Source organism: Robiginitalea aestuariiviva, from assembly GCF_029537735.1.
Lineage (GTDB): Bacteria > Bacteroidota > Bacteroidia > Flavobacteriales > Flavobacteriaceae > Robiginitalea > Robiginitalea aestuariiviva.
This window is the reverse complement of record NZ_JARPUQ010000001.1, coordinates 1,413,888-1,437,996: the sequence shown is the minus strand read 5'-3', so window position 1 is coordinate 1,437,996 and position 24,109 is coordinate 1,413,888. Positions and strand designations below refer to the sequence as shown.

The 24,109-nt window shown below is 55.4% G+C and carries 27 protein-coding genes; 15 read left to right on the top strand and 12 right to left on the bottom strand.

Annotated elements, in window-relative coordinates:
- Positions 1 to 57 precede the first annotated feature (57 nt).
- From OZ410_RS06390 to OZ410_RS06375, 4 genes are all read left to right on the top strand, one after another.
- Positions 58 to 687: a cation efflux transmembrane domain-containing protein gene (locus OZ410_RS06390; protein ID WP_277707093.1), complete on the top strand. Its 630-nt coding sequence runs from the start codon at positions 58 to 60 to the stop codon at positions 685 to 687.
- Between the two features lie 88 nt (positions 688 to 775).
- Positions 776 to 1,297 carry a hypothetical protein gene (locus OZ410_RS06385; RefSeq protein WP_277707092.1) on the top strand — a complete coding sequence of 174 codons (522 nt, stop codon included), beginning with the start codon at positions 776 to 778 and terminating at the stop codon, positions 1,295 to 1,297.
- A 9-nt stretch (positions 1,298 to 1,306) separates the two neighbouring features.
- Positions 1,307 to 1,816, top strand: a complete 510-nt coding sequence (locus tag OZ410_RS06380; protein ID WP_277707091.1) for a hypothetical protein — start codon at positions 1,307 to 1,309, stop codon at positions 1,814 to 1,816.
- 55 nt (positions 1,817 to 1,871) lie between these two features.
- The gene (locus OZ410_RS06375) at positions 1,872 to 2,417 is read left to right on the top strand and encodes a GNAT family N-acetyltransferase (protein ID WP_277707090.1); all 546 of its coding nucleotides are present in this window, start codon (positions 1,872 to 1,874) and stop codon (positions 2,415 to 2,417) included.
- Positions 2,418 to 2,428: 11 nt separating this feature from the next.
- On the opposite strand, the gene OZ410_RS06370 is transcribed toward OZ410_RS06375, so the two are convergent.
- Entirely contained in the window at positions 2,429 to 2,872 is a 444-nt protein-coding gene (locus OZ410_RS06370) for a hypothetical protein (protein WP_277707089.1), read from the bottom strand.
- 353 nt (positions 2,873 to 3,225) lie between these two features.
- On the opposite strand from OZ410_RS06370, the gene OZ410_RS06365 reads away from it, so the two are divergent.
- A complete protein-coding gene (locus OZ410_RS06365) occupies positions 3,226 to 3,387 on the top strand; it encodes a PLD nuclease N-terminal domain-containing protein (protein WP_277707088.1) in 162 nt (53 codons plus the stop codon).
- Positions 3,388 to 3,449: 62 nt separating this feature from the next.
- On the opposite strand, the gene OZ410_RS06360 is transcribed toward OZ410_RS06365, so the two are convergent.
- Complete coding sequence (locus tag OZ410_RS06360; RefSeq protein WP_277707087.1) at positions 3,450 to 4,634, bottom strand: esterase; 1,185 nt, start codon at positions 4,632 to 4,634, stop codon at positions 3,450 to 3,452.
- A 190-nt stretch (positions 4,635 to 4,824) separates the two neighbouring features.
- Here OZ410_RS06360 and OZ410_RS06355 point away from each other — a divergent pair, with 190 nt between their 5' ends.
- The 3 genes from OZ410_RS06355 to OZ410_RS06345 are packed head-to-tail and all read left to right on the top strand — an operon-like array spanning position 4,825 to position 6,068.
- Positions 4,825 to 5,217: a hypothetical protein gene (locus OZ410_RS06355; protein WP_277707086.1), complete on the top strand. Its 393-nt coding sequence runs from the start codon at positions 4,825 to 4,827 to the stop codon at positions 5,215 to 5,217.
- Entirely contained in the window at positions 5,202 to 5,573 is a 372-nt protein-coding gene (locus OZ410_RS06350) for a YrdB family protein (protein ID WP_277707085.1), read from the top strand. The genes OZ410_RS06355 and OZ410_RS06350 overlap by 16 nt, the downstream gene beginning before the upstream one ends.
- A gap of 48 nt (positions 5,574 to 5,621) precedes the next feature.
- A complete protein-coding gene (locus OZ410_RS06345; protein WP_277707084.1) occupies positions 5,622 to 6,068 on the top strand; it encodes a YybH family protein in 447 nt (148 codons plus the stop codon).
- A 73-nt stretch (positions 6,069 to 6,141) separates the two neighbouring features.
- On the opposite strand, the gene OZ410_RS06340 is transcribed toward OZ410_RS06345, so the two are convergent.
- Entirely contained in the window at positions 6,142 to 6,996 is an 855-nt protein-coding gene (locus tag OZ410_RS06340; RefSeq protein ID WP_277707083.1) for a DUF4382 domain-containing protein, read from the bottom strand.
- Positions 6,997 to 7,209: 213 nt separating this feature from the next.
- On the opposite strand from OZ410_RS06340, the gene OZ410_RS06335 reads away from it, so the two are divergent.
- The gene (locus tag OZ410_RS06335; protein ID WP_277707082.1) at positions 7,210 to 8,436 is read left to right on the top strand and encodes an aminotransferase class V-fold PLP-dependent enzyme; all 1,227 of its coding nucleotides are present in this window, start codon (positions 7,210 to 7,212) and stop codon (positions 8,434 to 8,436) included.
- Between the two features lie 69 nt (positions 8,437 to 8,505).
- On the opposite strand, the gene OZ410_RS06330 is transcribed toward OZ410_RS06335, so the two are convergent.
- From OZ410_RS06330 to OZ410_RS06310, 5 genes are all read right to left on the bottom strand, one after another.
- Positions 8,506 to 8,838: a YegP family protein gene (locus OZ410_RS06330; protein ID WP_277707081.1), complete on the bottom strand. Its 333-nt coding sequence runs from the start codon at positions 8,836 to 8,838 to the stop codon at positions 8,506 to 8,508.
- A 183-nt stretch (positions 8,839 to 9,021) separates the two neighbouring features.
- Positions 9,022 to 9,810 carry an NIPSNAP family protein gene (locus OZ410_RS06325; RefSeq protein WP_277707080.1) on the bottom strand — a complete coding sequence of 263 codons (789 nt, stop codon included), beginning with the start codon at positions 9,808 to 9,810 and terminating at the stop codon, positions 9,022 to 9,024.
- Positions 9,811 to 9,832: 22 nt separating this feature from the next.
- Positions 9,833 to 10,750, bottom strand: a complete 918-nt coding sequence (locus tag OZ410_RS06320) for a phytanoyl-CoA dioxygenase family protein (protein ID WP_277707079.1) — start codon at positions 10,748 to 10,750, stop codon at positions 9,833 to 9,835.
- 4 nt (positions 10,751 to 10,754) lie between these two features.
- Positions 10,755 to 12,230 (bottom strand): Gfo/Idh/MocA family protein, encoded by a 1,476-nt coding sequence (locus OZ410_RS06315; protein WP_277707078.1) that lies wholly within the window; start codon positions 12,228 to 12,230, stop codon positions 10,755 to 10,757.
- A 71-nt stretch (positions 12,231 to 12,301) separates the two neighbouring features.
- A complete protein-coding gene (locus OZ410_RS06310; RefSeq protein ID WP_277707077.1) occupies positions 12,302 to 12,748 on the bottom strand; it encodes a DinB family protein in 447 nt (148 codons plus the stop codon).
- 143 nt (positions 12,749 to 12,891) lie between these two features.
- Here OZ410_RS06310 and OZ410_RS06305 point away from each other — a divergent pair, with 143 nt between their 5' ends.
- The 5 genes from OZ410_RS06305 (at position 12,892) to OZ410_RS06285 (ending at position 16,977) form a co-directional block, all read left to right on the top strand.
- On the top strand, positions 12,892 to 14,388 hold the full coding sequence (locus OZ410_RS06305) for an acyl-CoA synthetase (RefSeq protein ID WP_277707076.1): 1,497 nt from the start codon (positions 12,892 to 12,894) through the stop codon (positions 14,386 to 14,388).
- A complete protein-coding gene (madL, locus tag OZ410_RS06300; protein ID WP_277707075.1) occupies positions 14,385 to 14,762 on the top strand; it encodes a malonate transporter subunit MadL in 378 nt (125 codons plus the stop codon). Before OZ410_RS06305 ends, madL begins: the two co-directional genes overlap by 4 nt.
- The gene (gene madM / locus OZ410_RS06295) at positions 14,762 to 15,511 is read left to right on the top strand and encodes a malonate transporter subunit MadM (protein ID WP_277707074.1); all 750 of its coding nucleotides are present in this window, start codon (positions 14,762 to 14,764) and stop codon (positions 15,509 to 15,511) included. Before madL ends, madM begins: the two co-directional genes overlap by 1 nt.
- A complete protein-coding gene (locus tag OZ410_RS06290) occupies positions 15,508 to 16,617 on the top strand; it encodes a bile acid:sodium symporter family protein (protein ID WP_277707073.1) in 1,110 nt (369 codons plus the stop codon). Before madM ends, OZ410_RS06290 begins: the two co-directional genes overlap by 4 nt.
- Positions 16,618 to 16,698: 81 nt before the next feature.
- Positions 16,699 to 16,977: a DUF202 domain-containing protein gene (locus OZ410_RS06285; protein ID WP_277707072.1), complete on the top strand. Its 279-nt coding sequence runs from the start codon at positions 16,699 to 16,701 to the stop codon at positions 16,975 to 16,977.
- On the opposite strand, the gene OZ410_RS06280 is transcribed toward OZ410_RS06285, so the two are convergent.
- Positions 16,974 to 18,020: a formylglycine-generating enzyme family protein gene (locus OZ410_RS06280; protein ID WP_277707071.1), complete on the bottom strand. Its 1,047-nt coding sequence runs from the start codon at positions 18,018 to 18,020 to the stop codon at positions 16,974 to 16,976. The two genes, OZ410_RS06285 and OZ410_RS06280, sit on opposite strands and share 4 nt — an antisense overlap.
- A gap of 109 nt (positions 18,021 to 18,129) precedes the next feature.
- On the opposite strand from OZ410_RS06280, the gene OZ410_RS06275 reads away from it, so the two are divergent.
- Positions 18,130 to 19,158, top strand: coding sequence for a metallophosphoesterase family protein (locus tag OZ410_RS06275; RefSeq protein ID WP_277707070.1), 1,029 nt, complete (start codon positions 18,130 to 18,132; stop codon positions 19,156 to 19,158).
- Between the two features lie 3 nt (positions 19,159 to 19,161).
- On the opposite strand, the gene OZ410_RS06270 is transcribed toward OZ410_RS06275, so the two are convergent.
- From OZ410_RS06270 to OZ410_RS06260, 3 genes are all read right to left on the bottom strand, one after another.
- Positions 19,162 to 19,344, bottom strand: a complete 183-nt coding sequence (locus tag OZ410_RS06270) for a CPXCG motif-containing cysteine-rich protein (protein WP_277707069.1) — start codon at positions 19,342 to 19,344, stop codon at positions 19,162 to 19,164.
- 169 nt (positions 19,345 to 19,513) lie between these two features.
- Positions 19,514 to 20,830 carry a TolC family protein gene (locus OZ410_RS06265; protein ID WP_277707068.1) on the bottom strand — a complete coding sequence of 439 codons (1,317 nt, stop codon included), beginning with the start codon at positions 20,828 to 20,830 and terminating at the stop codon, positions 19,514 to 19,516.
- Positions 20,827 to 24,102, bottom strand: a complete 3,276-nt coding sequence (locus OZ410_RS06260) for an efflux RND transporter permease subunit (RefSeq protein WP_277707067.1) — start codon at positions 24,100 to 24,102, stop codon at positions 20,827 to 20,829. The genes OZ410_RS06265 and OZ410_RS06260 overlap by 4 nt, the downstream gene beginning before the upstream one ends.
- Positions 24,103 to 24,109: the final 7 nt, after the last annotated feature.

The following is a 24,109-nucleotide window of genomic DNA, read 5'->3' as shown; positions in this document are numbered from 1 at the left end:
GTACCATTCCGTGAGGCTGCGTATCTTGCCTTACACGGATTTAAAATCCACCTACCAATGGCCTCAACCGAAAAAGGTTACCGTATTGCTTTTGCGCTGGCCGTATTCACCATCCTCTACAATGTGGTAGAGGGGCTGATATCTACCTACCTGGGCTATGAGGATGAAAGCCTGGCCCTGTTCGGGTTTGGGGCCGATAGCTTCATAGAAGTGATCTCCGGCCTGGGGATTGCCCATATGGTAATCCGGATCCGCCAGAACCCCGAAAGTACCCGGGACCGATTTGAGCGTACTGCCCTGCGCATTACCGGCACGGCCTTTTACCTGTTGGTAGTTGGGCTGGTTGCCACCAGCGTCTACCACATTTGGAGCGGGCACCAACCCGAAACCACGTTCTGGGGGGTTGTGATCTCCGGAATTTCCATCCTGGTGATGTGGATCCTGGTACTCTGGAAGCGCAGGGTTGGGAGGCAACTGCAATCCGAGCCCATCCTGGCCGATGCCAATTGCACCCTGGTTTGCATCTATATGTCGGTAATCCTGTTGGCAAGCAGCCTCCTCTACGAAGGTTTCGGGATTCCCTATATCGACAGCATCGGAACCCTGGGGTTAGCCTACTTTGCTTATTCCGAAGGGCGGGAGTGCTTCGAAAAAGCCCGGGGAGACTTACATTGCAGTTGCGGATAACCCCAAACGCCGCCTTTATTTCCTATTTTTAACCCAACGGGAATCAGAATCCGGATTTCCTGAATGTATCCAAAACAAAGCACCCCTTATGCGTAACCTTTATTTCTGTTGCCTGTTTCTTTTAGCATGCACCAACCTCTCTCTGGGGCAAAACGCCCATGAGGCCAAAATCCTCCGTGCCGGAAACACCCTGGCCCAGGCTATGGTGGCCGGGGATTACGAAAACATTGCGGATTACACCTACCCGAGGATCACCGAGATGATGGGCGGGGAATCCCAGATGGTGGCCGCGGTCAAAAACCTCATGGAACAAATGGAAGGCCAGGGAATCCGTATCAGCAGCCTCACCCTGGGGACACCCGGAAAAATGTATGAGGCCGGTAGCGAACTGCACTGCCTGGTGCCCCAAAAAATGGTCATGACCACCCCGGAGCAAACCATTACTTCGGATTCCTACCTGCTGGCCATCTCCCTGGACCAGGGCGGGCGCTGGTATTTCCTGGATACGGCCCAGCTTACCAATGCCAATGCTAAAACCCTGTTGCCGGATTTTAACGACAACCTGAAGATCCCCGCAAAGACCCCGCCCCGGGTGGAAGCCAGGCAATAAGAAGTAGTCATGAAGTATTTCATCTGCCTTTTTCTAATCGTTACGGGTTACCAGGGTTTCGCCCAAAAGGGTTTTGCGGAGTGGGATGCCCGCTACCCGGTGGTATCTGTGCCGGAACTGCTGGAACACGAAGCCGCATACGCCAAAAAGGTGGAGGCAGATACTACAGAAGCCCCCTATTATGTGCGCATGGAAGGTTTTCGGTTCCTGGGTAGATACACCCGCCAGAAACGACCCATAGCCCCCGAGGTAAAACAATCCATGAAAAACGTATTGCAGCTGCGTGGTGGGAACGCAGGCCTGATTGAGGAGCTCGTATCCTGGGAAGTGGCCATCCAAATCGGGAAAGAAACCCTCTGGATGCCCATTCAGGACTCGATTATTGAGGCATTTGAAAAAGAAGCAGCCGGCGGCAAGGAGGTGCTTCTCTACACCTTGTTTACCAATGAACACACGCATGGAGGCCAGTTGTTCAACACCTTCCTGATTTCGGAATTCACTACGGAATGGACTCCCTAAAACCCTATATGCCTCCTGGAAAAATTGATTTACAGGGTTTAATCGCCTGATAACCATGTATACCTTTACTTCGGCCCGCCTGGGGTTCCGCAACTGGGAAACGGCAGATCTGCATGCCCTTACGGCTATGAATGCAGACCCCCGGGTAATGACCTATTTCCCAAAGCCCCTTACCCCAAATGAATCCCGCCAGTTCCTGGAGCGCATGCAGCAGCAATACCATCAGCGCGGGCACACCTACTTTGCTGTGGAACTCCTGGAAACCCGGGCGTTCATTGGTTTTATCGGCCTGTCATACCAGGGCTATCCTTCGCCCTATACCCCGGCGGTGGACATCGGTTGGCGGCTAATGGCGACGGCCTGGGGCCATGGCTATGCCACCGAAGGCGCAAAAGCCTGCCTGAAAGTCGGATTTTCCCACCTGGGGTTGCCTGAGGTGATTGCCGTCTGTACCCCGGAAAATACCCCTTCCGAAAACGTGATGAAAAAAATCGGGATGCATCTTAAGGGTAGCTTTGATCACCCGGGGCTGCTGAATACTGCCCTGGACCCCAAATGCCTGTGCTACGGGATTACTAAGCAGGAGTACCTGCAAGGTTAGGGCGGGGCTGCTCAATCCACCTGCTGGTAATACAAGCCGGGGCCATCGCAGGCCCACCAGCTGCCCAGGAGCGTAGTGGGATCCTGGTCTACATACAAGTATTCGGTGAAGTCGCCCGTGCAGTTTCCGATCAGGGGGGAATCTTCCGGGTACGTGAGCCGGATCCCGGATTGCCCGTCCTCGTTTACGAAGGTAAAAGTACCGGTAGCGTTAAGGGTAACCCCTTCCCGGAGCCGGGTTTTAACGAAAGTACCATCCGCTAAAAAGGCATAGGTTTCCTGCCATTGCATCTGCTCCCCTTCGGTAACGGAGCCCTGGGTATTGCCCGACATCCGGTACAATTCCCAGGTCTGCGGCAGACTGTCCGGGTCAAAAGAAACAGGGTTAAGCGGCTCCTCTGTGGTGGAACAGGCCGTGGCCAGCAGGAGCATGCTCATGATGCAAATGGTCTTCATGGGTAGATGGTTTTACGTATGCAGAAGATGTTTAAAACGTCAAAAGGTTGCCCCTGGATTGGACTATTCTACCGCATTGCACGCATTTCGGCCCAATCCATCATTTCGCAGCGGGCAAGGCCATGAAAGGCCGGTACCCGCGGGTAGAAAGCCGATTTGCGCCTACAAGGCTTTTTCAGTTTAAAAGGGTATTTTGGTCCTGGGGGAAAGGATGGGGGTATTCCCCACTGACAAGTCTACCCCTTTTAACCTGAGTGCCCATGCAAACGTTTCATTACGCAAGCTTCCTTTCGGTATTGCCTCCTTCGACGATATTCTGGGCCATAGGGCCCTGGCAAACCCTGCTCATCCTTATGGTTGCCCTTGTGCTCCTGGTATTGCCGGTTATTGCCCTGATTGACCTGCTGCGCGGCAATCTCAGCACCCGGGAAAAGCTGGTTTGGACCCTGCTTATCCTATTCTTCAATGTATTTGGCAGTCTGGCGTATTTCCTGTTCGGGAAGAACAAGGGATAAAAGCCGGTCATTCGGGTTTTTAACCCTGCCTCTGCTGGAAACGCGTTAAATAAAACCCGTGGCTACTTAAAAAGCATGGGTGCGAATTCGGACAGGTAGATCCTCCAGTTGGTCCAGGTATGCCCGCCCGGGCTTTCCCGATAGATATAGGGAAACTCCAGTTCATCCAGCTTGCTGCGCATGGTTACCACACTCTCGTAAAGGAAATCGTCCTTTCCGCAGGCAATCCAGTACAGGCTGGGGGCTGCCGCCTTCAAGTCCCTGATTTGCTGTTCCCGTTTGCTGTGGTCCACCTCGATGCCAAAACGGCTCAGGTCCGCAAACCCCATACTCATCACCCCGATATAATCAAAGAGGCCCGGGTTTTCGAAGGTGGTATTCATGGTTTGGAGCCCGCCCATACTCAAGCCTGTCAGGGCGCGGTTTTCCTTGCCCCTTTTAACCTGATAATGGGCCTCAACATATGGGATCACATCATTTACCAGGCTTTTTTCAAACATCATATTGGCCATCCCGCCGGCTCCCTGGGATACCCTGTCCAGTTTAGGGCTTACGGTAAAGGCCGCAGCCTGGTCCGGGTTGCCATTAGTCATCACCACCAACATAGGCTGCGCCTGCCCGGCGTTAATCAGGTTATCCAGGATGTTGGCCGCAGCACCCAGGCTGGGCCAGGCCTCCTCGTCTCCCCCGCCCCCGTGCAGCAGGTAAAGTACGGGGTAATCGGCATTGCTGTCCTTATACCCCGGCGGGGTATATACAAACATGCGGCGTGTTAACCCCAGGGTAGGGGATTCATACCAGACCGCCTCCACGCTGCCTTTGGGGCCGGCCTTAGCCCAATAAAGATCTGAAGCCGGCCCGGGAACATACAGGACACTGGCCGTACTGAAGCGACCATCGCGCACAATGTTCTTGTTGGCCGGGTCCAGGGTGCGCACCCCATCCACCATAAAGGCATAGGCGTATAATTCTGGTTCCATAGCCTGGATGGTAGCAGACCAAACCCCATTCTCCCCCAGGGTTAGGGGAACCATTTCCTGGGCAAAGCCTCCATTGCCATCGGGAGCGTTGGGCATCCAGTTACCCGAAAGTTTTACTGAATTGGCATCGGGAGCCTGAATCCTGAAAATCACGGTATTTTCCTCAACGAGTTCGGGAGAGACCACAGGGGCATTTTGTGCAAGCTCCTGGGCACCAGCCAACCATGGAAATATGGCAATAAAGAATACACACGATAGAATTTTCATAGCCGGATTCCGACTTGCGAAATAGGATGATTTCATGGTTATAAAAGTTTACGGTTAAGTTACGCATCCGTCATTGCGCCGGCAACATTCCCTTGAAAAATAACAATGTACATTTTATTTGTAATTCCTTGATGCGCAAGGTTTTCATCCTTTTGTATATCTTAATCCCTAATCAACCTGTATAACCCGCATGCTGCGATTCTTTCGCACAATCCGCCAACGCCTGCTCGCCCAGAACCGCCTGGGCAAATACCTGCTCTACGCCCTTGGGGCAATTGTGCTGGTGGTCATCGGGGAAAACGCCGTGAAGATATTCTACGCCCACGATGATGTTTACGCCAATGGGTGGGCCCATGCCTCCTTAAAGGACGGGTGGGCTTCCGAAGGTATCGATCCCGAATTGCGTGAAAAATTTGCCCTGGACGAAAATGAAACGTTGTCGAAAGCCATGCAGCAAAGGCTTATCAACGAGTCTCTCCTGCTCATTTCTCACAACCAACGCCAAATCATGTTATACCCTTCCATGAAAGAGGAAATAAGCCGGCTCCGATCCATCCTGGAATCCAAATGCGACCATCCGTAATGGGATCCCACCCCGTAAACCTGGCCTTTCGGTTCCTGTTGGAACTTGCTGCCCTGGGGGCTGCAGGGTACTGGGGTTATTTTCGATACGGCTGGTGGGCAGCCCTGGTATTTCCCGTGGCACTCGCTTTTTTATGGGGCACCTTTGCGGTGCCGGGAGACCCCAGCCGGTCCGGGAAGGCCCCGGTAAAAACACCTGGGGCCATTCGCCTGCTGCTGGAACTTGGGATATTTTCCCTGGCCGCCTGGATGCTTTGGGATGCCGGAAATCCCGGGTCAGGCATCGGGCTTTTACTGGCTGTACTCCTCCATTACGGCCTGTCCCTGGATCGCATCCGCTGGCTGTTGGCCCGATGAACACCGCCCCGGAATTTAATTGATGTAACCCGTTTAATTATCCTGGCCATGAAAACCATACCATACCTCCTGCTTCTTATTGCAAGTCTGTCCTGCCAAAACCCTTCTGCAAAAGCGCAACAGGCCCAATGGAAACAGGAAATCCGGGAAACGGAACAGGCCTTTTCCAACCTTTCCCGCCAGGAAGGGATAGCCAAAGCCTTCCTTACCTATGCGGCCCCGGATGCCGTGATGCTCCGCGGGCAGCAGCGCATTGAGGGCCTGGAGGCCATCCGTACCTACTTTGAGGCCCAGACCGGCCAAACGGAAGGCATGGTGTTGACCTGGGAGCCGGATTTCATTGACGTGTCTGCTTCCGGAGACCTGGGTTACACCTATGGCGCATATACCCTGACCCAGACGGATTCCCTGGGTACTACGCAAACCCGCAAAGGGGTTTTCCATACCGTCTGGAAACGCCAGGCAGACGGCAACTGGCGGTTTGTCTGGGATTAACTCCTTCGATTATAACAAAAAAAACAGGGCCCGGGGGGCCCTGTTTTCAGCTAGATTCAAAATCCGGGGGAAATCAGTTTCCGGTTCCGGAGGTTTCAGCCTCGGCTTCCAAGACAAAATCCTGATAGGTCATATTTGCAGCATCGATCTGCACCTCCAGGGTATCGCTGGAGATAAAGTCCACCGCTTCGGCAAACACACTGTAGGAGCCTGCGGTAAGGCCCATAATCGCATAGTTGCCATCCACATCCGTAAGGGCAGTGGTATTCACGGTATCGGCAGCCATTACGGTAATGGTGGCGCCTTCCAGAGCGGTATCGACATCCTGGTCCACAAAGGAAACGCGTCCGGCCAGGGTCCCAGCCGTGGAGGAGTTGGTCGCCTTAATCACCGGCTTGAAATTAAAGCCATTAATGCCTGAAGCATCGCTCAGGTTGCCTTTGGCTACAAAGGAGCGGCTCACGTCAAAATCCAGAATCAGGTCTGAGGAAAGCCCTCCGGTTACCGTCAGGCCGGGGGTAATGAACACCTTGATCCCGGTTTGTTCCCCGCTGGGCACTTTCAGGTCGAAGGTCCGGCCATCGGTCAGGACCACATTCACACCTTTAACATAGACCCGCACCAGGTCGTAATCGCCGGCAGGAACTTCCAGGTCTGCCAGGGTGGCGGTCACCCCATTCTGGAGCTCCAGCAAATTCATATCCATTTCGGACTCCATAAGGGTAACATAGGGGCTGGTTTCGGTTTCACTATCCGCTTCCGTCACCTGCCGGGCTTCCACCTTAAAAATGGTCACATTGGCCGCATCAATCCACTCGTACGGAAAGGGGGCATCGGTTAAACGCACCACCAATCGTCCGGTCTCATTAAAATTGGAATCATTGGCATCGGAACAGCCCAGGACTAAAAGGGCCAGAACGCCTGCCATAACTTTAGTGATTCTCGAGTACATCATATCAGATTTTAGGGTTCGCATTTATGTACGGACAGGATACGGTTTTTGGATGATAAGCTCCCCCGGAAACAGTTATTTTTCGATGAAATGCAGGGGTTTGAATCGCTCACACAGATTCTGTGTGCGGAAATACGTACTTTTCTCTCCCCAGGGAATGCTTTTGCTTTGCCTGAACAACCGTTACTTATGAAAGCTGATCTCGATTTTATCCGCGCCCAGTTTCCCGCCTTTTCGGAGCCATCCCTGCAGGGATGGGCCTTTTTTGAAAATGCCGGGGGTTCCTACCCGTGCCGGCAGGTAGTGGAGCGCCTGACTGCCTTTTACACCCAAAACAAGGTACAGCCCTATTACCCCTACCCGGCTTCCGCCCGTGCGGGGGAATTGATGGACGAATCCTACCAGCGGCTGGCCGCTTACCTGAACGCCGCGCCGGAGGAAATCCATTTCGGCCCGTCTACCACCCAGAACGTTTACGTCCTGGCCCAGGCCATGCGCCCCATGTGGGAAGAGGGGGATGAAATTATCGTTTCCTGCCAGGACCACGAGGCCAATGCCGGGGCCTGGAGGCGGCTGGCCCAACGCGGCATTCGGGTGGTGGAGTGGCACGTAGACCCCGAAACAGGAGTCCTGGATACGGAGGTGCTGCAGGGCCTGTTCACGCCCCGTACCCGCATGGTAGCCTACCCGCACTGCTCCAATGTAATCGGGCATGTAAACCCCGTTGCAGACATCTCGGCCCTGGCCAAAAGTCACGGCGCCCTCTCCGTTGTGGATGCCGTAGGATGGGCCCCACACGAAATCCCGGATGTGAAAGCCCTGGGATGCGACATCTATATGTTTTCATCCTATAAAACCTACGGCCCCCACCTGGGGGTGATGTATGTCCGCAGGGCATTGATGGACCAGGTGGAAAACCAGGCCCATTTCTTTAAGGATGGCATCCACCGCAATATGCTGGTACCCGCAGGCCCGGACCATGCCCAGGTAGCTGCCATTAGTGGCATTGCCGATTATTTTGACCAGGTTTATGCCCACCACTTTCAGGAAGATGCTGCGGCCCCGGTTCGGGCCCGCGCCCTGAACACCCTGTTCCGTAGCCGGGAACAGGAGCTGTTAACGCCCCTTTTGGATTTTCTGGAAGCCCGTAATGACGTTCGGGTTGTAGGCCCCGGGATGGGCGAGCATCGGGCGCCTATCGTTTCCATCATCCCCAAAAATAAATCGATGGAAGAGGTCTACAAGACTCTTACAGGGCATAAGCTCATGCTGGGCATGGGCGACTTTTATGCGGTGCGCCCCCTGATGGACATGGGCATCCCTACCACGCCCGGGGTCTTGCGGATTTCGTTTGTTCACTACACGTCTACGCCTGAACTCGAACAACTGCTAGAAGGCCTGGAGGCAGCCCTTTAAGGCGAAAGCTATTAAGACATAAAAAAAGGGAGGCCATAGCCTCCCTTTTAAGGTTGCAGTCTAGCGGCTTTAGGCCGTGGTATCGTTTACGCCGGCATCCGGGGCGTTCTTTTTCACAGAAGCAATCCCATTTTCCATGGCGCTGGTGCTGGAGTACATTTCACTGGAGCCGATAACCTGTCCGTTGGAAGCTTTCAGGTTAAAAAACGGGCTTCCGTTACTGGCAGTTTTGCGCTCAAACATGTTGTCGTTCTGAGAATTTTTACGGACGGACTCAATGCCGTTCTCGCAGGCGGACTTGGTAGAGTATCCCTGGCTGCTCAGGATGACCTGTCCGTTTCCGGCCTTCAGGTTGAACCTGAACTTCCCGGAATTATCGGTTTTTATTTCAAATTTTCCCATGTCAATAAGGATTTGTTAATGGATTTGTTGTGAAGTTAATTAAAACTTAGAAAATGGTCTAATAATTCCCCTAAAAGCTGTCAACGCCAAAGGGTTGGCCCGGATTGAAAATTTCTGATTTCAAATCTCTTGTAGGAGAATTCGGATGTCGGGCAGGTCGCAAACCCGCCTTTAAACCACGTCCTATTTTATGGGTGAAAAGCGGGTGGGTACCAGCAAGTCCGCGGTGATGGAATCCACAAGGCGGCCATCGCGAATGGAATTTTCATAGGCTGCCTTCCAGGCAGGGTCATCGCCAAAGCTTTTCCAACTGGCTGTTCGGGCAGCCGTATCCGGGAAGGTGATCAGGTATTTGAGGATGTTTTCATGCCCGGGGTCCTCCGGGTCCATCAGAAAGTAGCCAATATTGGTCATGCCGTTGCGGGTAAAGATCTCCATGGTATGGTCCCGAAAACGCGCATTGAGCCCTTCCAGTTTCCCGGGGAAGGTGTAGTATGTTCGCAGGGAGAAAATCCGGGGACTGGCATCGGCAGCAGCCATGCGGGGGGAATAATCCGTATAGGTCATAAAGTGCTGGGTAACCGAATCCACAATGGGGCCGTTGGCCCGGGAGGCTTCCCAAACGCCCTTCCATTCCGGGTCTTCGGCAAAAGCAGCCCAGGAACGGTCCCGGGAAGCCCGGTCCGGATACCCCATCAGGTACACCAACTTGTTTTCGGAATTCTCCAGGGGTACCCAATAGGCCATATTTACCATTCCGTGCTTTTCAAAAAGGGCCATGGTGTGGTCTTCAAAACGACTGAGCAGATCCTCCAACTTACCCGGATAGCAATAATAGGTTCGCAGTTCAAAGTACTCTGGCTCGGAAACAAGCATTTCCGCCTCGGCCACAGGTTCTTCCGCAGCCTGTTTTTTCTGGGGTCCGCCGCAACTGCAGAGCAGGGCCAGGACCGGATACAGGATTTTTTTCATGGGTTTTAGGATTAGGGTGGTTTTAGTTTTGATTTTTTGATCCAGGCGTTTCAAAAAGTACAGGGAAAAATGGCCCCTGCATGGGCTGCCCTTTCGGGATGGGCGGGACCCCGGTAAGCAGGACCTCATCGGAAGCCGATCGTGTACCGTCTGCAAATACATTAATCACGAAGGCGCGCCGGGGGCTGTCCGAACGATTCTCATAAGAGCCGTGCACCAGCTTGGGGTGGTGAAATGCCGCAAACCCTGCGGGCATCTCTACGGCTACCCGGTTGCGGTATTGTTCGCGCTGGCTCTCCGACAGCAAAGCGGAAAGGCCTTCCATATCCCCGGCCAGTTCAATTTTTTCCAGCAACTCCCATCGGTGGCTGCCCGGGATATATTGCAGGCATCCGTTGTTCGCGTGGGCATCGTCCAGGCCTACCCAACAAGTCAGGTGCTGCAGGGGCGTGGTCCGGGTCCAGTAACTGTAGTCCTGGTGCCAGGCCACCACTCCCCCATGACGGGCGGGTTTACAGAACAACTGGTCGTGCCAGAACCGGACGGTCCGGCAACCCAGCAGTTGGGCCGCAGGTACCACAAAACGGGGATTCCACAAGACGTCGTGGAATCCCGGGCTAATCCGCCAGTGGCCCAGGGAATGGAACAATATCCGGTCCGGGTCAGAAGACTCATTGGAGTGGAATTCATAAAAGAGGTGGTGCCCCGGGTGGGAAGGATTCATAAGGGCCTTCAATTCTTCCCGAAGCGCCTCTACCTGGGTTTTATCCAACACGGGAATGTGTGTCAGGTAGCCGTGTTCTTCAAAAAAGGCGACCTGCTCCGCGGAAAGCCGATACTGTTCCCAGGCGTCCCGTGCCGGCAGGTCCGGGAATAAATCCCCAACCAGCCCATGGAACTGGGCAAGGTCTTTCACCGGTGTGGCATTCAATTCCTCCATCGGCCTACATTTCCCAGCCTTCCCGGTAGGTGCGGCCCACAAAGGCGTTGGCCTCGTCCAGGTTGGTCACTTGCATCGCATCCCCATCCCAGAGCAATTTCTTGCGGCCGAAGAATTCAAACCGGCCTTCTTCCGTTTCGCGACGCAACATATAACTGCGGATGGCCAGGTTCCCCATAAGCACCGTTTCGGTCATGGGCCCGGCATAATCGAAGGAAGAGGTCAGGGCCAGATGTTCTTCGCTGCCAAAGCCAGCCTTGCAGGCATCTACCCATTTGCGCTGGTGGCCGTATTCAGGTTCGGGCATCTCCTCCACTTCCGGCCCGAATTCCCGGGTACCGTCGTTTAAGAAGAGTTTGGGCATTAAGGGTGAACTATCGTTGATGTTGGTGGAGATGATCCCGTTTTCCCCGTGGATCAATACCCCGTTGGCGCTGTTGCGACCCCCGATGTCCATATCTGCGGGAACCAGGGCCGGGTGGGCGGGCCGGATGCCGCCGTCGCTCCAGGTCATGGTAACCGGAGCCCCAGTCTTTTCGGTTTCCGGGTAATGCAGGCTTATAAAGGAGGACGCCGGGCAGCCCTCCGGGTGGTAATCCGGGGTCCACATCCGGGTATATACCGACCCTACACTGGCCTCGGCATCGGTAGGATAGGTCAGGCCCAGGGTGCGGTAAGGGATATCGATCAGGTGGCAACCCACATCGCCCAGGGCCCCGGTGCCGTAATCCCACCATCCGCGCCAGTTAAAAGGGTGAATGTTGGGAATGTATGGGGTTTCGGGGGCAGGTCCCAGCCACAGGTTCCAGTCCAGCGCCTCGGGCCGGGCGGCAGGGTCGGGGGCTGGCATGGCAAAGCCCTGGGGCCAGACGGGTCTGTTGGTCCAGACCTCAACTTTGGTTATGGCACCCAGTACGCCGGAATCCACCCACTGTTGTACCATCCCCAGCAGGGGATTGGAAGCTCCCTGATTCCCCATCTGGGTTACTACTTTCTGATCCCGGGCCATTTGGGTTAGCATGCGTGCTTCCCGGATGTTATGGGTAAGGGGTTTTTGAACATATACGTGTTTGCCCCGCTGCATGGCAAAGGACGCCGCCGGACCGTGGATATGGTCCGGGGTGGAAATGGTCACGGCATCGATGCCCTTTTCCTTTTCCAGCATGACCCGGTAATCGGCATAGCGTTTGGCCTTGGGAAACTGCTCAGCCGTACGGGCAGCCGAACCTGAAAAATCCACATCGCACAGGGCTACTACCCGTTCCCGCCCCCCAACGGAGGCATTCACGATGTCGCTATGGCCCTTACCCCCTGCCCCGATAGCTGCAATATGGAGTCGGTCCGAGGGTGCAATAAAGCCGGGGCCTCCCAGTACATGTCTGGGCACAATGAGGAAAGAAGACGCCAGGGCGCTTTTTTTCAGGAATTCCCGCCGTCCTTCCGGGTTGGGGGAGGATGGCTTCCGGGGCTGTTTTTTCATGGTATCAATCGTTTATTTTGGCAAGGTTAGAAGGTACAAAATATTCGGCTGGCGCAGGGGCAGAACAGGAACTACTTCGCCTGGTGTCGTTTCAGGGTCAGGCCAATCTGCCCGGCATGATAGGCATTGTGGTTCAGGACGTGTCCGAAGAGCCTGATACGCTGGATGGGGCCAAAAAAGGAGGTATCAACAACCTCGTCCCACCAGGCAGCGTCTTTCTGGTCTGCCAGGAGATAGAGTTTCTCGTAACCGGAATGTACAAGGTTCCGCGAGGCAGATACCTCGGCGCCCTGGCCCTGGTCTTCAAACCCCATCGTGGTATTCTTTACCTTAGTGGGCTCTCCCATCAGGCTCATCAGCAGATGCATGATCTCTCCGGTATGGCGCAGGATAAACCCGGCACTGGCCGTTTCGGGGTTCAGGCGCCAGCTCTGGTTGGCTTCGGACACCTCGCCAAAAGCGTATTTGCAGGTGCGCTGGTTCTGTTCAATCAGGGGCCGGAGAAAAGTAGCGTCCATCACAAGGGATTTACGGGTTGCCCTTACAATATCGCAATTTTTATGCTTTGGGCTGTGAAAAGAAAGGCCGGAGCCAGTTCCCAAATCTTTCATACATTTAACTCCGGACGTCAATAGGCATCCCCTGAAACCCCCTTATACCCATGTGTATTAGCCTGGTAGAACGCGCCCGGGAGTTCGCATCCCGGAAAGCCATCCAAGACAACCGGAAGTCCTATTCATACCAGCAACTCCTGGACGCTTCCGGGCAGGTGGCCCATGCCCTCTTGCAAGGGCGAACAGACCTGGAAGAAGCCCGGATTGCTTTTTTACTGCCTGCGGGATTCGATTACGTAAGTGTGCAATGGGGCATCTGGCGCGCCGGGGGCATAGCCGTTCCCCTTTGTGAAAAGCACCCTCTGCCTTCCATGGAGTATGTGCTTGATGACACGGGGGCAGAAGCCCTGGTTTACCATAGGGACTTTGCGGAAAAACTCGCCCCGTTTAAAGGGAAAAAGGGCATAGACATGATCCCCGTGGAATCCGTGGAAACCGCTTCGGGGGAATTGCCGGAAATTGGCCTGGAACGCCGGGCCATGATCCTGTATACCAGCGGCACTACAGGCCTGCCCAAAGGGGTAGTAACCACCCATGCCAACATCCGGACCCAGATCACCACCCTGGTGGACGCCTGGGAATGGCAAGCGGGGGATCAGGTCCTGAACGTCCTGCCCCTGCATCACGTACACGGGATCGTGAACATGCTTTGCTGTGCGCTTTGGAGTGGTGCCTGCTGCCAGTTCCTGCCCCGGTTTAGCCCGGCTGCGGTCTTTGACCTGTTTTCCCGGGGTGAGATCAATGTTTTTATGGCCGTGCCCACCATCTATTATCAACTTATCAGTCATTTTAACGTCCTCCCAAAACCCGAACAGCAGGCCCTGAAACAGCGGCTTTGCACATTTCGGCTGATGGTATCCGGCTCGGCAGCCCTGCCGGTAAGTGTACTGGAAGCCTGGCGCGAGATTAGCGGGCACACCCTGCTGGAACGCTATGGCATGACCGAGATGGGGATGGCCATCAGCAACCCTTACCGGGGGGAACGCAGGCCAGGGGCAATCGGGCAGGCACTTCCCGGGGTGCATATCCGCCTGGCCGACGAGCAAAATAAACCTGTTGCGGCAGGGGACCCCGGGGAAATCCAGGTACAGGGAGCCAATGTATTCAGCGAATACTGGGGAAAACCCGAGGCCACGCGAGAGGCCTTCACCCCGGATGGTTGGTTCTGCACCGGCGACATTGCCGTACTTGAAAGGGGAAGCTACCGCATTCTGGGCCGTAACTCCGTGGATATTATTAAATCCGGGGGATATAAAATCTCCGCCCTGGAAATTGAAGAAGTATTGCGCACTCACCCGGATATTCAGGATTGCGCCGTAGTGGGCATCCCGGATTTGGAATGGGGCGAGCGGATTGGCGCGGCCGTGGTGCCCTCAGATTCCTTCAGGCAAGAGGCCATCTCGGAATGGCTACGGGAACGCCTGCCTGCGTATAAAACACCCCGTGCGTACCTAACGGTAAGCGAATTGCCCCGCAATGTGCTGGGCAAGGTGACCAAGAACGAAGTGAAAGCCCTGTTTCAGGACCAAACCGATACCCCATGAAAATTTACGGAGTAGCCCTGCTATGCGCTTGTTTTTTGGTTGGAAAATACCTGGGGCAGCAACTGGGTAACCTGCTGGGGATCCCGGGCGATATCGGCGGGGTCGGTTTTGCCATGCTCCTGCTGATGCTCGGGGCCGCCTACCTGGGGCGCAGGGGCAGGCTGGGGCCCGAAACTGCATCGGGTATCGGCTTTTGGAGCGCCATGTATATCCCCATTATTGTGGCCATGGCCGCTACCCTGAATGTCAAGGCCGCCTTTGGCGGGGGGTGGGTAGCCCTGTTGGCCGGTGCCGGTGCCACATTGGCCGGGTTTATGTTGGTCCCGATTTTGGCGCGCATAGGCCGCAAAGACACTGAAAAACGCGGAAATTGATGGACGTACTGGAGCGCTTACTCGATACCAACGGGCTCATCTTCGCCTTCCTGATGGTGGGAGGCATCCTTTTACTGGCCCATGGGGTTTCCCGCTACCTCACCAAGGGCCGAATCCCGGCGGCAGCCCTGGCCATCCTGATGGGTTTGGCCCTGGCCTTTACCGGGGGTAAAAAGGGGATTGCAGACCATCCGTTATTTGCCGGCCTGGCGGTACTGGGCGGTTCTATGTTCCGGGATTTTGCCGTGGTTGCCACGGCCATGGGCGCAGATCTGGAAACCATCCGCCGAACGGGCAAAGCTGGGTTGGTATCCCTCTTTACAGGCGTAGGCATTTCCTTTCTGGTAGGCAGCCTGGCTGCTCTGGCCATGGGGTATACCGATGCCGTCAGTATAACCACCATAGGAGCGGGGGCCTGTACGTATATTGTAGGGCCGGTTACGGGATCTGCCATTGGGGCCTCCTCTGAAGTCATCGCCATTTCGGTGGCGGCAGGGGTGATCAAAACCCTGGTCACCACCATCGCCACCCCCTGGGCGGCGCGGCGGATCGGGCTGAATACCCCACATGCGGCCATGGTCTTCGGAGGGCTTATCGGCACCACCAGCGGGGTGGTGGCGGGCCTGGCTGCTTCAGACGAAAAACTGGTCCCTTACGGGGCCATGACGGCCACCTTCTACACCGGCCTGGGATGCCTGTTATGCCCCTCGGTGTTCTATATCCTGCTGCGGACCCTGTTCCCCCTATGAAAATGCCAGACCGCCGCCGCAATCCGTATGTGCTCGCCCTGGTATTGGCCGCCTCCCTTTTCGGGTGGGCAGCCTGGCACTTCCTGGCAGATACCGCAACAGATGCCGGAACCCCGCTCACCCTTGGGTTCCTTATGCTGGCCCTGGGATTTGGGGGCTTCCCGGCACTGAAGGGGTTTCGCTTCCCCGTCATTATTTTTGCCGGGGTAACCCTGGCCTTATATCATCCGTCCTGGTTTACCACCATTGGGAACTACCGGCTTACCGGGCTTATCATTCCCCTGATCCAGTTGATTATGTTCGGGATGGGAACTGCCATGAGCCTCTCGGATTTCCTGGGGGTGCTACGTGAGCCTAAAGGGGTATTGGTCGGGCTCACAGCCCAACTCACCCTGATGCCCCTGGTGGGGTATGTGCTGGCCCATACCAGCGGCCTGCCTCCGGTAATTGCTGCCGGGATTGTATTGGTGGGGTGTTCCCCCAGCGGGGTAGCCTCTAATGTAATGGCTTACCTGGCGCGGGCCAACCTGGCCTTATCCGTAACCATCACTGCCCTGGCAACCCTGCTTGCCCCTTTGGTAACCCCCATGGGTATGCGCCTGCTTGCCGGGGAATTGGTTACAGTGGATGTGCTGACCATGATGTGGGACATCGTTAAAATGATCCTGCTGCCCATTGGGGCCGGGCTTTGGGCCAACCGCCTGCTCGGGTCTAAACTACAGCGGGTAAACCAATTCCTGCCATGGCTTTCCATGGCTGCCATTGCGCTGATTATCATAATCATAACAGCTGCCGGCCGGGAAAGCCTGTTGCAGATGGGCGGCACCCTGATTTTGGTGGTTCTGGCACATAATTTCAGCGGCTACCTTTTGGGATACGGCTACGCCCGCCTCTGGCGGATGACCCCGCGGGATGCACGCACCATTGCCCTGGAGGTGGGCATGCAGAATAGTGGCCTGGCTTCGGGGATTGCATATTCCATGGGCAAAATTGCAACCATGGGGCTGGCACCAGCCGTTTTTGGCCCCCTCATGAATATTTCCGGCTCCATCCTGGCAGGATACTGGCACAAGCGACCTCTATCCAGGGAGCACCCTGAAGCTTAAATGGGCCAACCTGTCAAATTCCCATGGAATTTCCGAAATTTGCCCTGATATATGCCCGAGGCCGGGCATAAACCTCCACAAATGAGTGCCAAGACCAAAAAAAACAAGAAGGATTTAAAACCCACGGATTTCCTGGCCATGGAACGGACACGCCTGGCCAATGAAAGGACGTTCCTGGCGTATTTCCGCACATTTATCGTATTCCTGAGTTCCGGTTTTGCCATCCTGAAACTAAGCCTGCTGCAGGAAATAGTTACCGTGGGGTATTTCCTGACCGTCCTGGCCCCAATTGTCCTGGGTATCGGCATCGGGCGTTTCATCTATGTACGCACTCAGTTGCGCCGGTATTTTGACGATTAGCCTCCCGGGGCGTCTTCCACATTTTTCACACATCGGAACCCGGTATGACCGAAGCCGGAATCCGGGGTGGAGCGCATGCGCCGGGACACGCGGTATCCCGTGCAATAGGATTCACTGCAGAGATATGACCCTCCGCGGATCACATATTTTTCTGCCTGGGGTTCGGCCGGGTCAAAGGAGGTATCCGGGCCCAGCGGATTAATCACTTCCGACGGGGCCGTTTGCATTTGGTAGGTATCTGCGCGGTACTTGTCCGCACACCATTCCCAGACATTCCCCGCCATATCGAAAAGGCCATACCCATTGGCCGGGTAGGACCCCACAGGAGCCGTGCGGTAGTATCCATCTAAGGTATCATTGCGAAAGGGGAACACCCCCTGCCAGAAATTCGCCCGGTCGGCGGCGGCCGTAACCGGGTCGTTTCCCCAGGGGTATTTCGGGTCTTTCAGTCCGCCCATGGCGGCCCACTCCCACTCTGCCTCCGTAGGCAGGCGCTTGCCGGCCCAACGGGCATAGGCCTGGGCATCTTCCCTGGCAATATGGACCACTGGGTGGTCCCAACGGCCCTCCAGGCTGCTGCCAGGGCCTTCCGGATGTTTCCAATCCGCCCCAAGGGTCCATGCCCACCACTGGCTCAGGTCCCTTAAGTCTACCGGGCCGTCCGTTGGCTGGAATACCAGGGACCCGGCGGCCAACAAGGAATCCGGGGGTTTTGGGGTGCCAGGGGGGAGCTGTGTCTTAAGGGCTTCCCAGTCTACCGGTTGCTCTGCAATGGTTACGTAACCCGTAGCCTCCGTAAAAGCCTGGAACTGAAGGTTGGTCACCTCGGTGCGATCCATAAAGAACGCGGACACCCCTACGGACCTGCGCGGCAATTCATCTTCCTGCGCCTGGGCAGATTTGCCCCCCATCAGGAATTGACCCCCTGGAATGTAAGCCATTCCTTCCGGTGCAACCGGGGCTTTGGCCGGGGTAGATCCGGCCTCCATGCGGTCGGCGGCAGGGTGATCCCGGCAGCCCTCCAGGGCCAGTGCAGCACACAACCAAATAATGATGTATCTTTTGCAATATCCCGGAAATGGGGCCAGCCTCATAGGGTAGTTGTCTTGATGAACCTTTACAATAATACGAATGAAAAGCAGATGTAACACCATGGGCAGGAATCTGGGCATCGTTCTCGGGGTCCTGGCAGCCACCGGTATATGGCAGGGCTGCAGGGACCAACAAAAGGGCCCCGAGCCGGTTTTTCGTCATGACCTTTCGGAAGGGCCCAGGCCCTGGAATTCGGAAGCTTTCGAGCCTACCGAAACAGATTTTACCTTCGCCATCATTTCAGACCTGAATGGGGGCGAACGCCCCGGGGTATTCAGCAGGGCAGTAGCACAACTCAATCAGCTGGACCCCACCTTTGTACTGAGCGTAGGGGACCTGATTGACGGAGGCACGGAAGATGAGTTACAACTCCAAAAGGAATGGGATTTTTTTGATGCCCGGGCAGATAAACTCCAGATGCCCTTTTTCCACCTGGGCGGCAACCACGATCTGACCAATGTAAAGATGCGGGAATTCTGGGCACGGCGCTATGGCCCACGCTATTACCATTTTGTGTTCGATAATGTGCTATTCCTGATGATAGACTCCGAGGATTATACGGAGGATCGCATGCAGGAAATCTACCAGGCCCGGGATTCGGCCATCCGCATCCTGGACGGGGAGTTGGAAGGCAGTTATCCCGAATCTACTTACTACCGAATGCCGGAACGCAACCTTGGGGGAATGGGGAGCGAGCAACTCACCTATTTCCGGGAGGTACTCCAACAATACCCCGATGTGCGCTGGACCTTCCTGCTGATGCACAAACCCCTCTGGTTACGCAACGACGGCATGAGCCTGAGTCGGGATGTAGCCCCACTGGAAGCCCTGGAAACTGCCCTGGAGGGCCGTAAATACACCGTAATCAACGGGCATTTTCACAGGTTTTCGCATCGGAAGCGAAACGGTATGGATTATATGATCCTGGGCACCACGGGAGGGAGTCAGGTGGAAGGGGATTCTACGGCCTTCGACCATGTTAGCCTGGTGCGTATGGGAGAAACACCGGTAATCACCCACCTGCGCATGGATGGCATCCTGCAGGCAGAGGGTCACCTGCCACCGGCCCAGGACCCGCCACGGCCCTGATCCTTATTGACCCAGGGCATCTGCCTGAAATTCTATGAGTTCGCCCGAAGCGAAACGCATATGAAAGTCTATAGGGTTACAGCAGACCTCACAGTCTTCCACATAATGCTGGTCCCCGGCCGAAGGATCGACCAGTATCGAGATGGATTCCCAGCAATACGGACATTGAAAAAAGTGTTCAATCACGGCTACCTGCTTTTTGTGGAGTTGCAGTTTTCTTTCGCCATTCCTTTAGGGGGAACACCCCCGTTCCTGCCCCCAGGATCAAAATACAACCTGTACCCGAATTTAGATTGCAGCGGCCTTCCCCTCCCTGCGCCTACAGGTATTCAGTCGCCGGGCAAGTAGGGTCTTCTTAAAAATCCTCGTTTAGCAGTTCCCCGCTTACCTGCAGCAGTTGCAATTCGGCTAGCTTGGCGTTGTACTTGGCCTGGCTCTGCACCAGTTCGGCATTGAGCAGGTTAAGTTGTGCCTGCCGGAATTCAATGGAGGTAATCTGCCCCAAAGCATAGCGTTCCTGGGAACGGGAAAAGTTATCCCGGTTGGTCTGCAGGTTGGTCTGCTGTACCTGCAGGACGTATCGGGCATTGCGATAGTCCCCCCAGGCGTTCTGTATATCCCGTTCCACCTCCAGTTCGGTCTGAATTTTCAGCAATTGCTGGTTTTCAAAAGAGATCCGGGCATTCCGGGTGGTGTTCACGGTCCGGCCCCCGTCAAAGAGGTTCCAGCTCAGGTTGATGGCTCCATTCAGGCCTTCCGAGGTATTCTGAAGCACAAAGGCCAGCGGGCTGTTGTTGCTGGACTCGTTCCACCCATAGGATCCGCTCAGCCCAATAGTGGGCAGGTAGCCGCTCCGGGCCGATTTCCAGTTGTACTCGGAGATCAGGATGTCCTTTTCCGCCAGCAGCATGCGCACGTTATTCACTTTGGCCTGGTCCAGGATGGCCTCCATCCGGAGTTCAGGGAGGAACTGCACCGTAGTGTCGGCCTGGAATTCCGCCGCCAGTTCCCGGTTCATGATCAGATTCAGGTCCCGTTTGGTATTGCGCAGCAACTGCTGAGCATTCAACAGGTTTACACTATCGGTATTGACATCTACCTCGGCGTTAAGTACATCCAGGCCGGTATTCTGTCCGAATTCAAACTGGTAACGGGCCCGTTGCAGCCGCTCCCGGGAAATGGTAAGCGCCTGTTGCAGGTTGCCTACATTTTCCTCCAGGCGGGCTACCTCGTAGTAGACCGAAAACAATTGGAGCATGGTGGTTTCTATGGCCTGGCGAACTTCCAGTTCGGATTGCTGGGAACGCTCCTGGAACCGCTTGTAATCGTACAGGCGGCCCAAGCCGTCAAACAGGGTGTAATTCACGTTCAGGGAGGCATTGTAGCGTCGCGTTTCTGCCCCTTCGGCCGTTCGGGTATCCCCGTTGGCCAGGACCCCTTCGGTGTTCTGCCGGTCTATACTCCCGCCACCTGTGGCCGTTACCGTAGGCAGGAAGCCGGAATTCAACAGACTGGCATTGTTGGCATCAATTTGCCGCTGGTTGCGGGAAACCCGAATGCCCAGGTTGTTTTCCAGGGTCAGGGAGATAGCCTCTTCCTTAGTAAGTACGTCCTCCTGTCCGTAGCCCGGTACCAGGGCCAGGAGCAATATGAGGGCTTGTAAATGCTTCATGAAGCGTGTTCTTCAAAAACGTTGGATTCTTTTTGATTTTTTGGGGCAGTTCCATTCGCCTCCGAAAGCTTGTGGTCCAGCTCTTCCTGGGTCTTCATCTCTTTGATCACCCGTTCCACGGCCTCGCGATCCACCTTCTCGCCGGTGCGCAGCCAGCGGATCTTGGTCTTGGCATCGTTCACTACGGAAAGCAGGATGGGGAGCATGATCAGGGTGAGCACCGTGGCAATGGCAATACCATAGGAGATAGAGATGGCCATAGGCTTGAGGAACTGCGCCTGCCGGCTCTTTTCCAGCAACAGGGGCGCCAGGCCCGCAATGGTAGTCAGGGAGGTCAGGAAAATAGCCCGGAACCGGGATTTACCGGCCTCGGAAAGCGCTTTCTCAAAGGGCATGCCCGAACGCAGGTAGGAATTGAATTTCCCGATGAGTACCAACCCATCGTTCACCATAATCCCGATCAGGGCAATAATCCCCAGGAACGACAGCACATTGATGGGGAACCCATGGATAAAGTGGCCCACGGCAATCCCGATAATACTAAAAGGGATCATGAAAATCAGGATTACCGGCTGGCTGTAGCTTCTGAAGGTAAAGGCGATCACGGCAAAGATCAGGAACAGGATCACCGGCCATACATTGTTCAGGGAAGTAAAGAGTTTCTGTGCCTCCCGGTTTTGGCCTTCATAGCTCACGGACAGGCCCGGGTATTTAGCCAGGAGGTCCGGCACAAAATTCTCCTGTACGTCCTGGATAATTTCTGTGGCACTGTCGTTGGGGTCCTCCATATCTGCCTCCACGCGGATTTCGCGCTGCCCGTCCAGGTGGCTGATGGACTCATCGCCCCGGGCAATGCTGTAGGTGGCAATTTCCGAGAAGGGCACCCGTTGCCCGCCCGGGGTCAGGATACGCATATCGTCCAGGTCGTTAATGGAAGATCGGTCCTGCCGGTCGTAGCGAACCCAAACGCGGATTTCGTCCTGCCCGCGCTGGAAGCGCTGGGCCTGGGCCCCGAAAAAGCCTGCACGCACCTGGCTCATTACCGTCTGCAGGTTCAACCCCAGGGCATAGGCATTTTCGCGGAGTTTGATATCGATTTCCTTGATCCCTTCCGGGTCGGTATCAGTGATGTCCGTAAGGCGGGGGTTGTTCTCCAGATAGGCCCGGAGTTCGTCTTTAGCGGCTTCCAGTTGGATGGCATCGTTACTGAGCAGGGCCACAGATACCGGACTGCCCCCAAAGTTACCCCCGGAGCCAAAGGTGAGGCGTTCCACCCCAAAGACCTCCCCGGTCTCCCGTCGAATGGCATTGGTGATTTCCGGGCTGGAAAAATCCCGCTCCTCGCCTGGCAGCAGGTTAACCCGCAGGGAAGCCTTGTTGGTGCCCGGACCTACCCGCTTGATGATATTTTCAACCACGGGGAGGTTCCCGGTCTGCCGGGATGTAAAATCCTCGTTTACCCGCCAGGCGGCATCTTCCACCCGGGTAATGATGTCGTAAGTGATGTCCGGGTTGGTCCCCTCGGGCATCAGCAGCTCAATACTCACCTGGTCGCTGGCAATGCTGGGAAAAATGGTTACCCGTACCACCCCGGAACCGATGGAGGCCAGGGTTACGAGGAAAAGTCCCAGGAAGATGGACATGGTTAAAAACCGGTGGCGCAATACAAAATGCAGTACCGGGCCATAGGTTTTCTCCCGGCAATAGGCCATAAAGCGGTCCCCGTAAACGTTGAATTGACGAAGCTTGGCGAAAACCTTGTCAAAGAACCCACTTTCACGCGCCTTTTCTTCCTCTGTTTTCCGCACCAGGGCCTTGGAATGGGCAATGTGGGCCGGCAGGATAACCAGAGCCTCCAGCAGGGATACCGATAGGGTAAGGATCACCACTGTGGACACCTCCCCGAAGAACTCCCCGATCCGGCTGTCCAGAAACAAAAAGGTAGAGAAGGCGAGAATGGTGGTAATGATAGCCGAAATAATGGGCGGTATCACCTCCATGGTGCCATCTATGGCCGCCTGCACCGGAGATTTTCCTTTTTCGTAATGCTGGTAGATGTTTTCGGAGATCACGATCCCGTCGTCCACCAGGATCCCGATTACGATAATCATCCCGAAAAGGGAAAGCACGTTAATGGTTACATCCAGGTTGCCTGCAAAGATGAACATCCCCAGGAAAGAGATCGGGATACCAAAGGCTACCCAGAAAGCCAGGCGCGTATTCAGGAACAGGGAGAGGAAAATCAGTACCAGCAGGATCCCCATAGCCCCGTTCTCCAGCAAAAGCTGGGTACGCTGGTTCAGCGTAATGGACCGGTCGGAATCCACATCCAGACGCACATTGTTGTGGGTGGCGTTGAATTCCACGATGTAGGCGTTGATCTTTTCCGCAGTGGGGATCAGGTCTTCACTATTGGTATTACTCACCTCTACATTTACCGCCAGGTTCCCATTGAAATAAAGGGTATTGGGATTCTCCGAGAACCGGTCGCGTACCTCGGCCACATCGCGCAGGCGGATGGTGTTGCCCGAAAGGTCGGAACGGACCACCAGGTTGGTGAGTTCATCCCCGTAATAAGATCGGGCCTTGGCGCGGATCAGGTAATCCTCCTCTTCAGTTTTGATATCTCCCCCGGTGGTGAGGATGTTGGCCTGCCCCACGGCCTGGGCCACTTCCTGGAAGGTAAGACCGAAGGCGAGCAGGTCCCGCTCGCGCACCGCAATTTCGATCTCCTCCTCAGGATAGCCCGAAATCTCAATCTGGGAGATGCCGTCCATGGCGCGCAGGTCGTACTCGATCTGCCGGGCAATTTGTTTCAGGGTTTTCAGGGAAACCCCTTCCCCGCTCACGGCAAAGCTGATGGTGGGCCGGATGGCTTCCCGCTTGGCTACGACCAGAGGTTCCATGCCGCCAGGGAAATTCGGCACGCGGTCTACCGCATTCTTAACCTCGGTAAGCATTACGTCAATATCCTCGTCCTGGTCGATCTCCACGGTAATGGTGCCGCCGTTTTCACGGGAGCTGGAGGTAAAACGGTCTACCCCCACCAGGCCTTTCAGGTTGTCCTCGATCTTGAGTACTACCCCTTCTTCAATCTCCTGGGGTGCAGCCCCGGGGTAGTTGATGTTGATGGTGATGGTCTGGGAATCGATCAGGGGGAAGAAAGAGGACCGCATCCGCATGACCCCGATGACCCCAAAGACCACAAAGGCCAGGATAATAACGTTAACCGCTACATCGAAGCGGATAAAATAACTGATGATCTTTCTCATCTGGAGG

Bases quoted from the DNA above. Each gene is read 5' to 3' on its own strand.
- OZ410_RS06390 (WP_277707093.1), top strand. From the start codon at position 58: ATGGCCTCAACCGAAAAAGGTTACCGTATTGCTTTTGCGCTGGCCGTA.
- OZ410_RS06385 (WP_277707092.1), top strand. From the start codon at position 776: ATGCGTAACCTTTATTTCTGTTGCCTGTTTCTTTTAGCATGCACCAAC.
- OZ410_RS06380 (WP_277707091.1), top strand. From the start codon at position 1,307: ATGAAGTATTTCATCTGCCTTTTTCTAATCGTTACGGGTTACCAGGGT.
- OZ410_RS06375 (WP_277707090.1), top strand. From the start codon at position 1,872: ATGTATACCTTTACTTCGGCCCGCCTGGGGTTCCGCAACTGGGAAACG.
- OZ410_RS06370 (WP_277707089.1), bottom strand. From the start codon at position 2,872: ATGAAGACCATTTGCATCATGAGCATGCTCCTGCTGGCCACGGCCTGT.
- OZ410_RS06365 (WP_277707088.1), top strand. From the start codon at position 3,226: ATGGTTGCCCTTGTGCTCCTGGTATTGCCGGTTATTGCCCTGATTGAC.
- OZ410_RS06360 (WP_277707087.1), bottom strand. From the start codon at position 4,634: ATGAAAATTCTATCGTGTGTATTCTTTATTGCCATATTTCCATGGTTG.
- OZ410_RS06355 (WP_277707086.1), top strand. From the start codon at position 4,825: ATGCTGCGATTCTTTCGCACAATCCGCCAACGCCTGCTCGCCCAGAAC.
- OZ410_RS06350 (WP_277707085.1), top strand. From the start codon at position 5,202: ATGCGACCATCCGTAATGGGATCCCACCCCGTAAACCTGGCCTTTCGG.
- OZ410_RS06345 (WP_277707084.1), top strand. From the start codon at position 5,622: ATGAAAACCATACCATACCTCCTGCTTCTTATTGCAAGTCTGTCCTGC.
- OZ410_RS06340 (WP_277707083.1), bottom strand. From the start codon at position 6,996: ATGGCAGGCGTTCTGGCCCTTTTAGTCCTGGGCTGTTCCGATGCCAAT.
- OZ410_RS06335 (WP_277707082.1), top strand. From the start codon at position 7,210: ATGAAAGCTGATCTCGATTTTATCCGCGCCCAGTTTCCCGCCTTTTCG.
- OZ410_RS06330 (WP_277707081.1), bottom strand. From the start codon at position 8,838: ATGGGAAAATTTGAAATAAAAACCGATAATTCCGGGAAGTTCAGGTTC.
- OZ410_RS06325 (WP_277707080.1), bottom strand. From the start codon at position 9,810: ATGAAAAAAATCCTGTATCCGGTCCTGGCCCTGCTCTGCAGTTGCGGC.
- OZ410_RS06320 (WP_277707079.1), bottom strand. From the start codon at position 10,750: ATGGAGGAATTGAATGCCACACCGGTGAAAGACCTTGCCCAGTTCCAT.
- OZ410_RS06315 (WP_277707078.1), bottom strand. From the start codon at position 12,230: ATGAAAAAACAGCCCCGGAAGCCATCCTCCCCCAACCCGGAAGGACGG.
- OZ410_RS06310 (WP_277707077.1), bottom strand. From the start codon at position 12,748: ATGGACGCTACTTTTCTCCGGCCCCTGATTGAACAGAACCAGCGCACC.
- OZ410_RS06305 (WP_277707076.1), top strand. From the start codon at position 12,892: ATGTGTATTAGCCTGGTAGAACGCGCCCGGGAGTTCGCATCCCGGAAA.
- madL (WP_277707075.1), top strand. From the start codon at position 14,385: ATGAAAATTTACGGAGTAGCCCTGCTATGCGCTTGTTTTTTGGTTGGA.
- madM (WP_277707074.1), top strand. From the start codon at position 14,762: ATGGACGTACTGGAGCGCTTACTCGATACCAACGGGCTCATCTTCGCC.
- OZ410_RS06290 (WP_277707073.1), top strand. From the start codon at position 15,508: ATGAAAATGCCAGACCGCCGCCGCAATCCGTATGTGCTCGCCCTGGTA.
- OZ410_RS06285 (WP_277707072.1), top strand. From the start codon at position 16,699: ATGAGTGCCAAGACCAAAAAAAACAAGAAGGATTTAAAACCCACGGAT.
- OZ410_RS06275 (WP_277707070.1), top strand. From the start codon at position 18,130: ATGGGCAGGAATCTGGGCATCGTTCTCGGGGTCCTGGCAGCCACCGGT.
- OZ410_RS06265 (WP_277707068.1), bottom strand. From the start codon at position 20,830: ATGAAGCATTTACAAGCCCTCATATTGCTCCTGGCCCTGGTACCGGGC.
- OZ410_RS06260 (WP_277707067.1), bottom strand. From the start codon at position 24,102: ATGAGAAAGATCATCAGTTATTTTATCCGCTTCGATGTAGCGGTTAAC.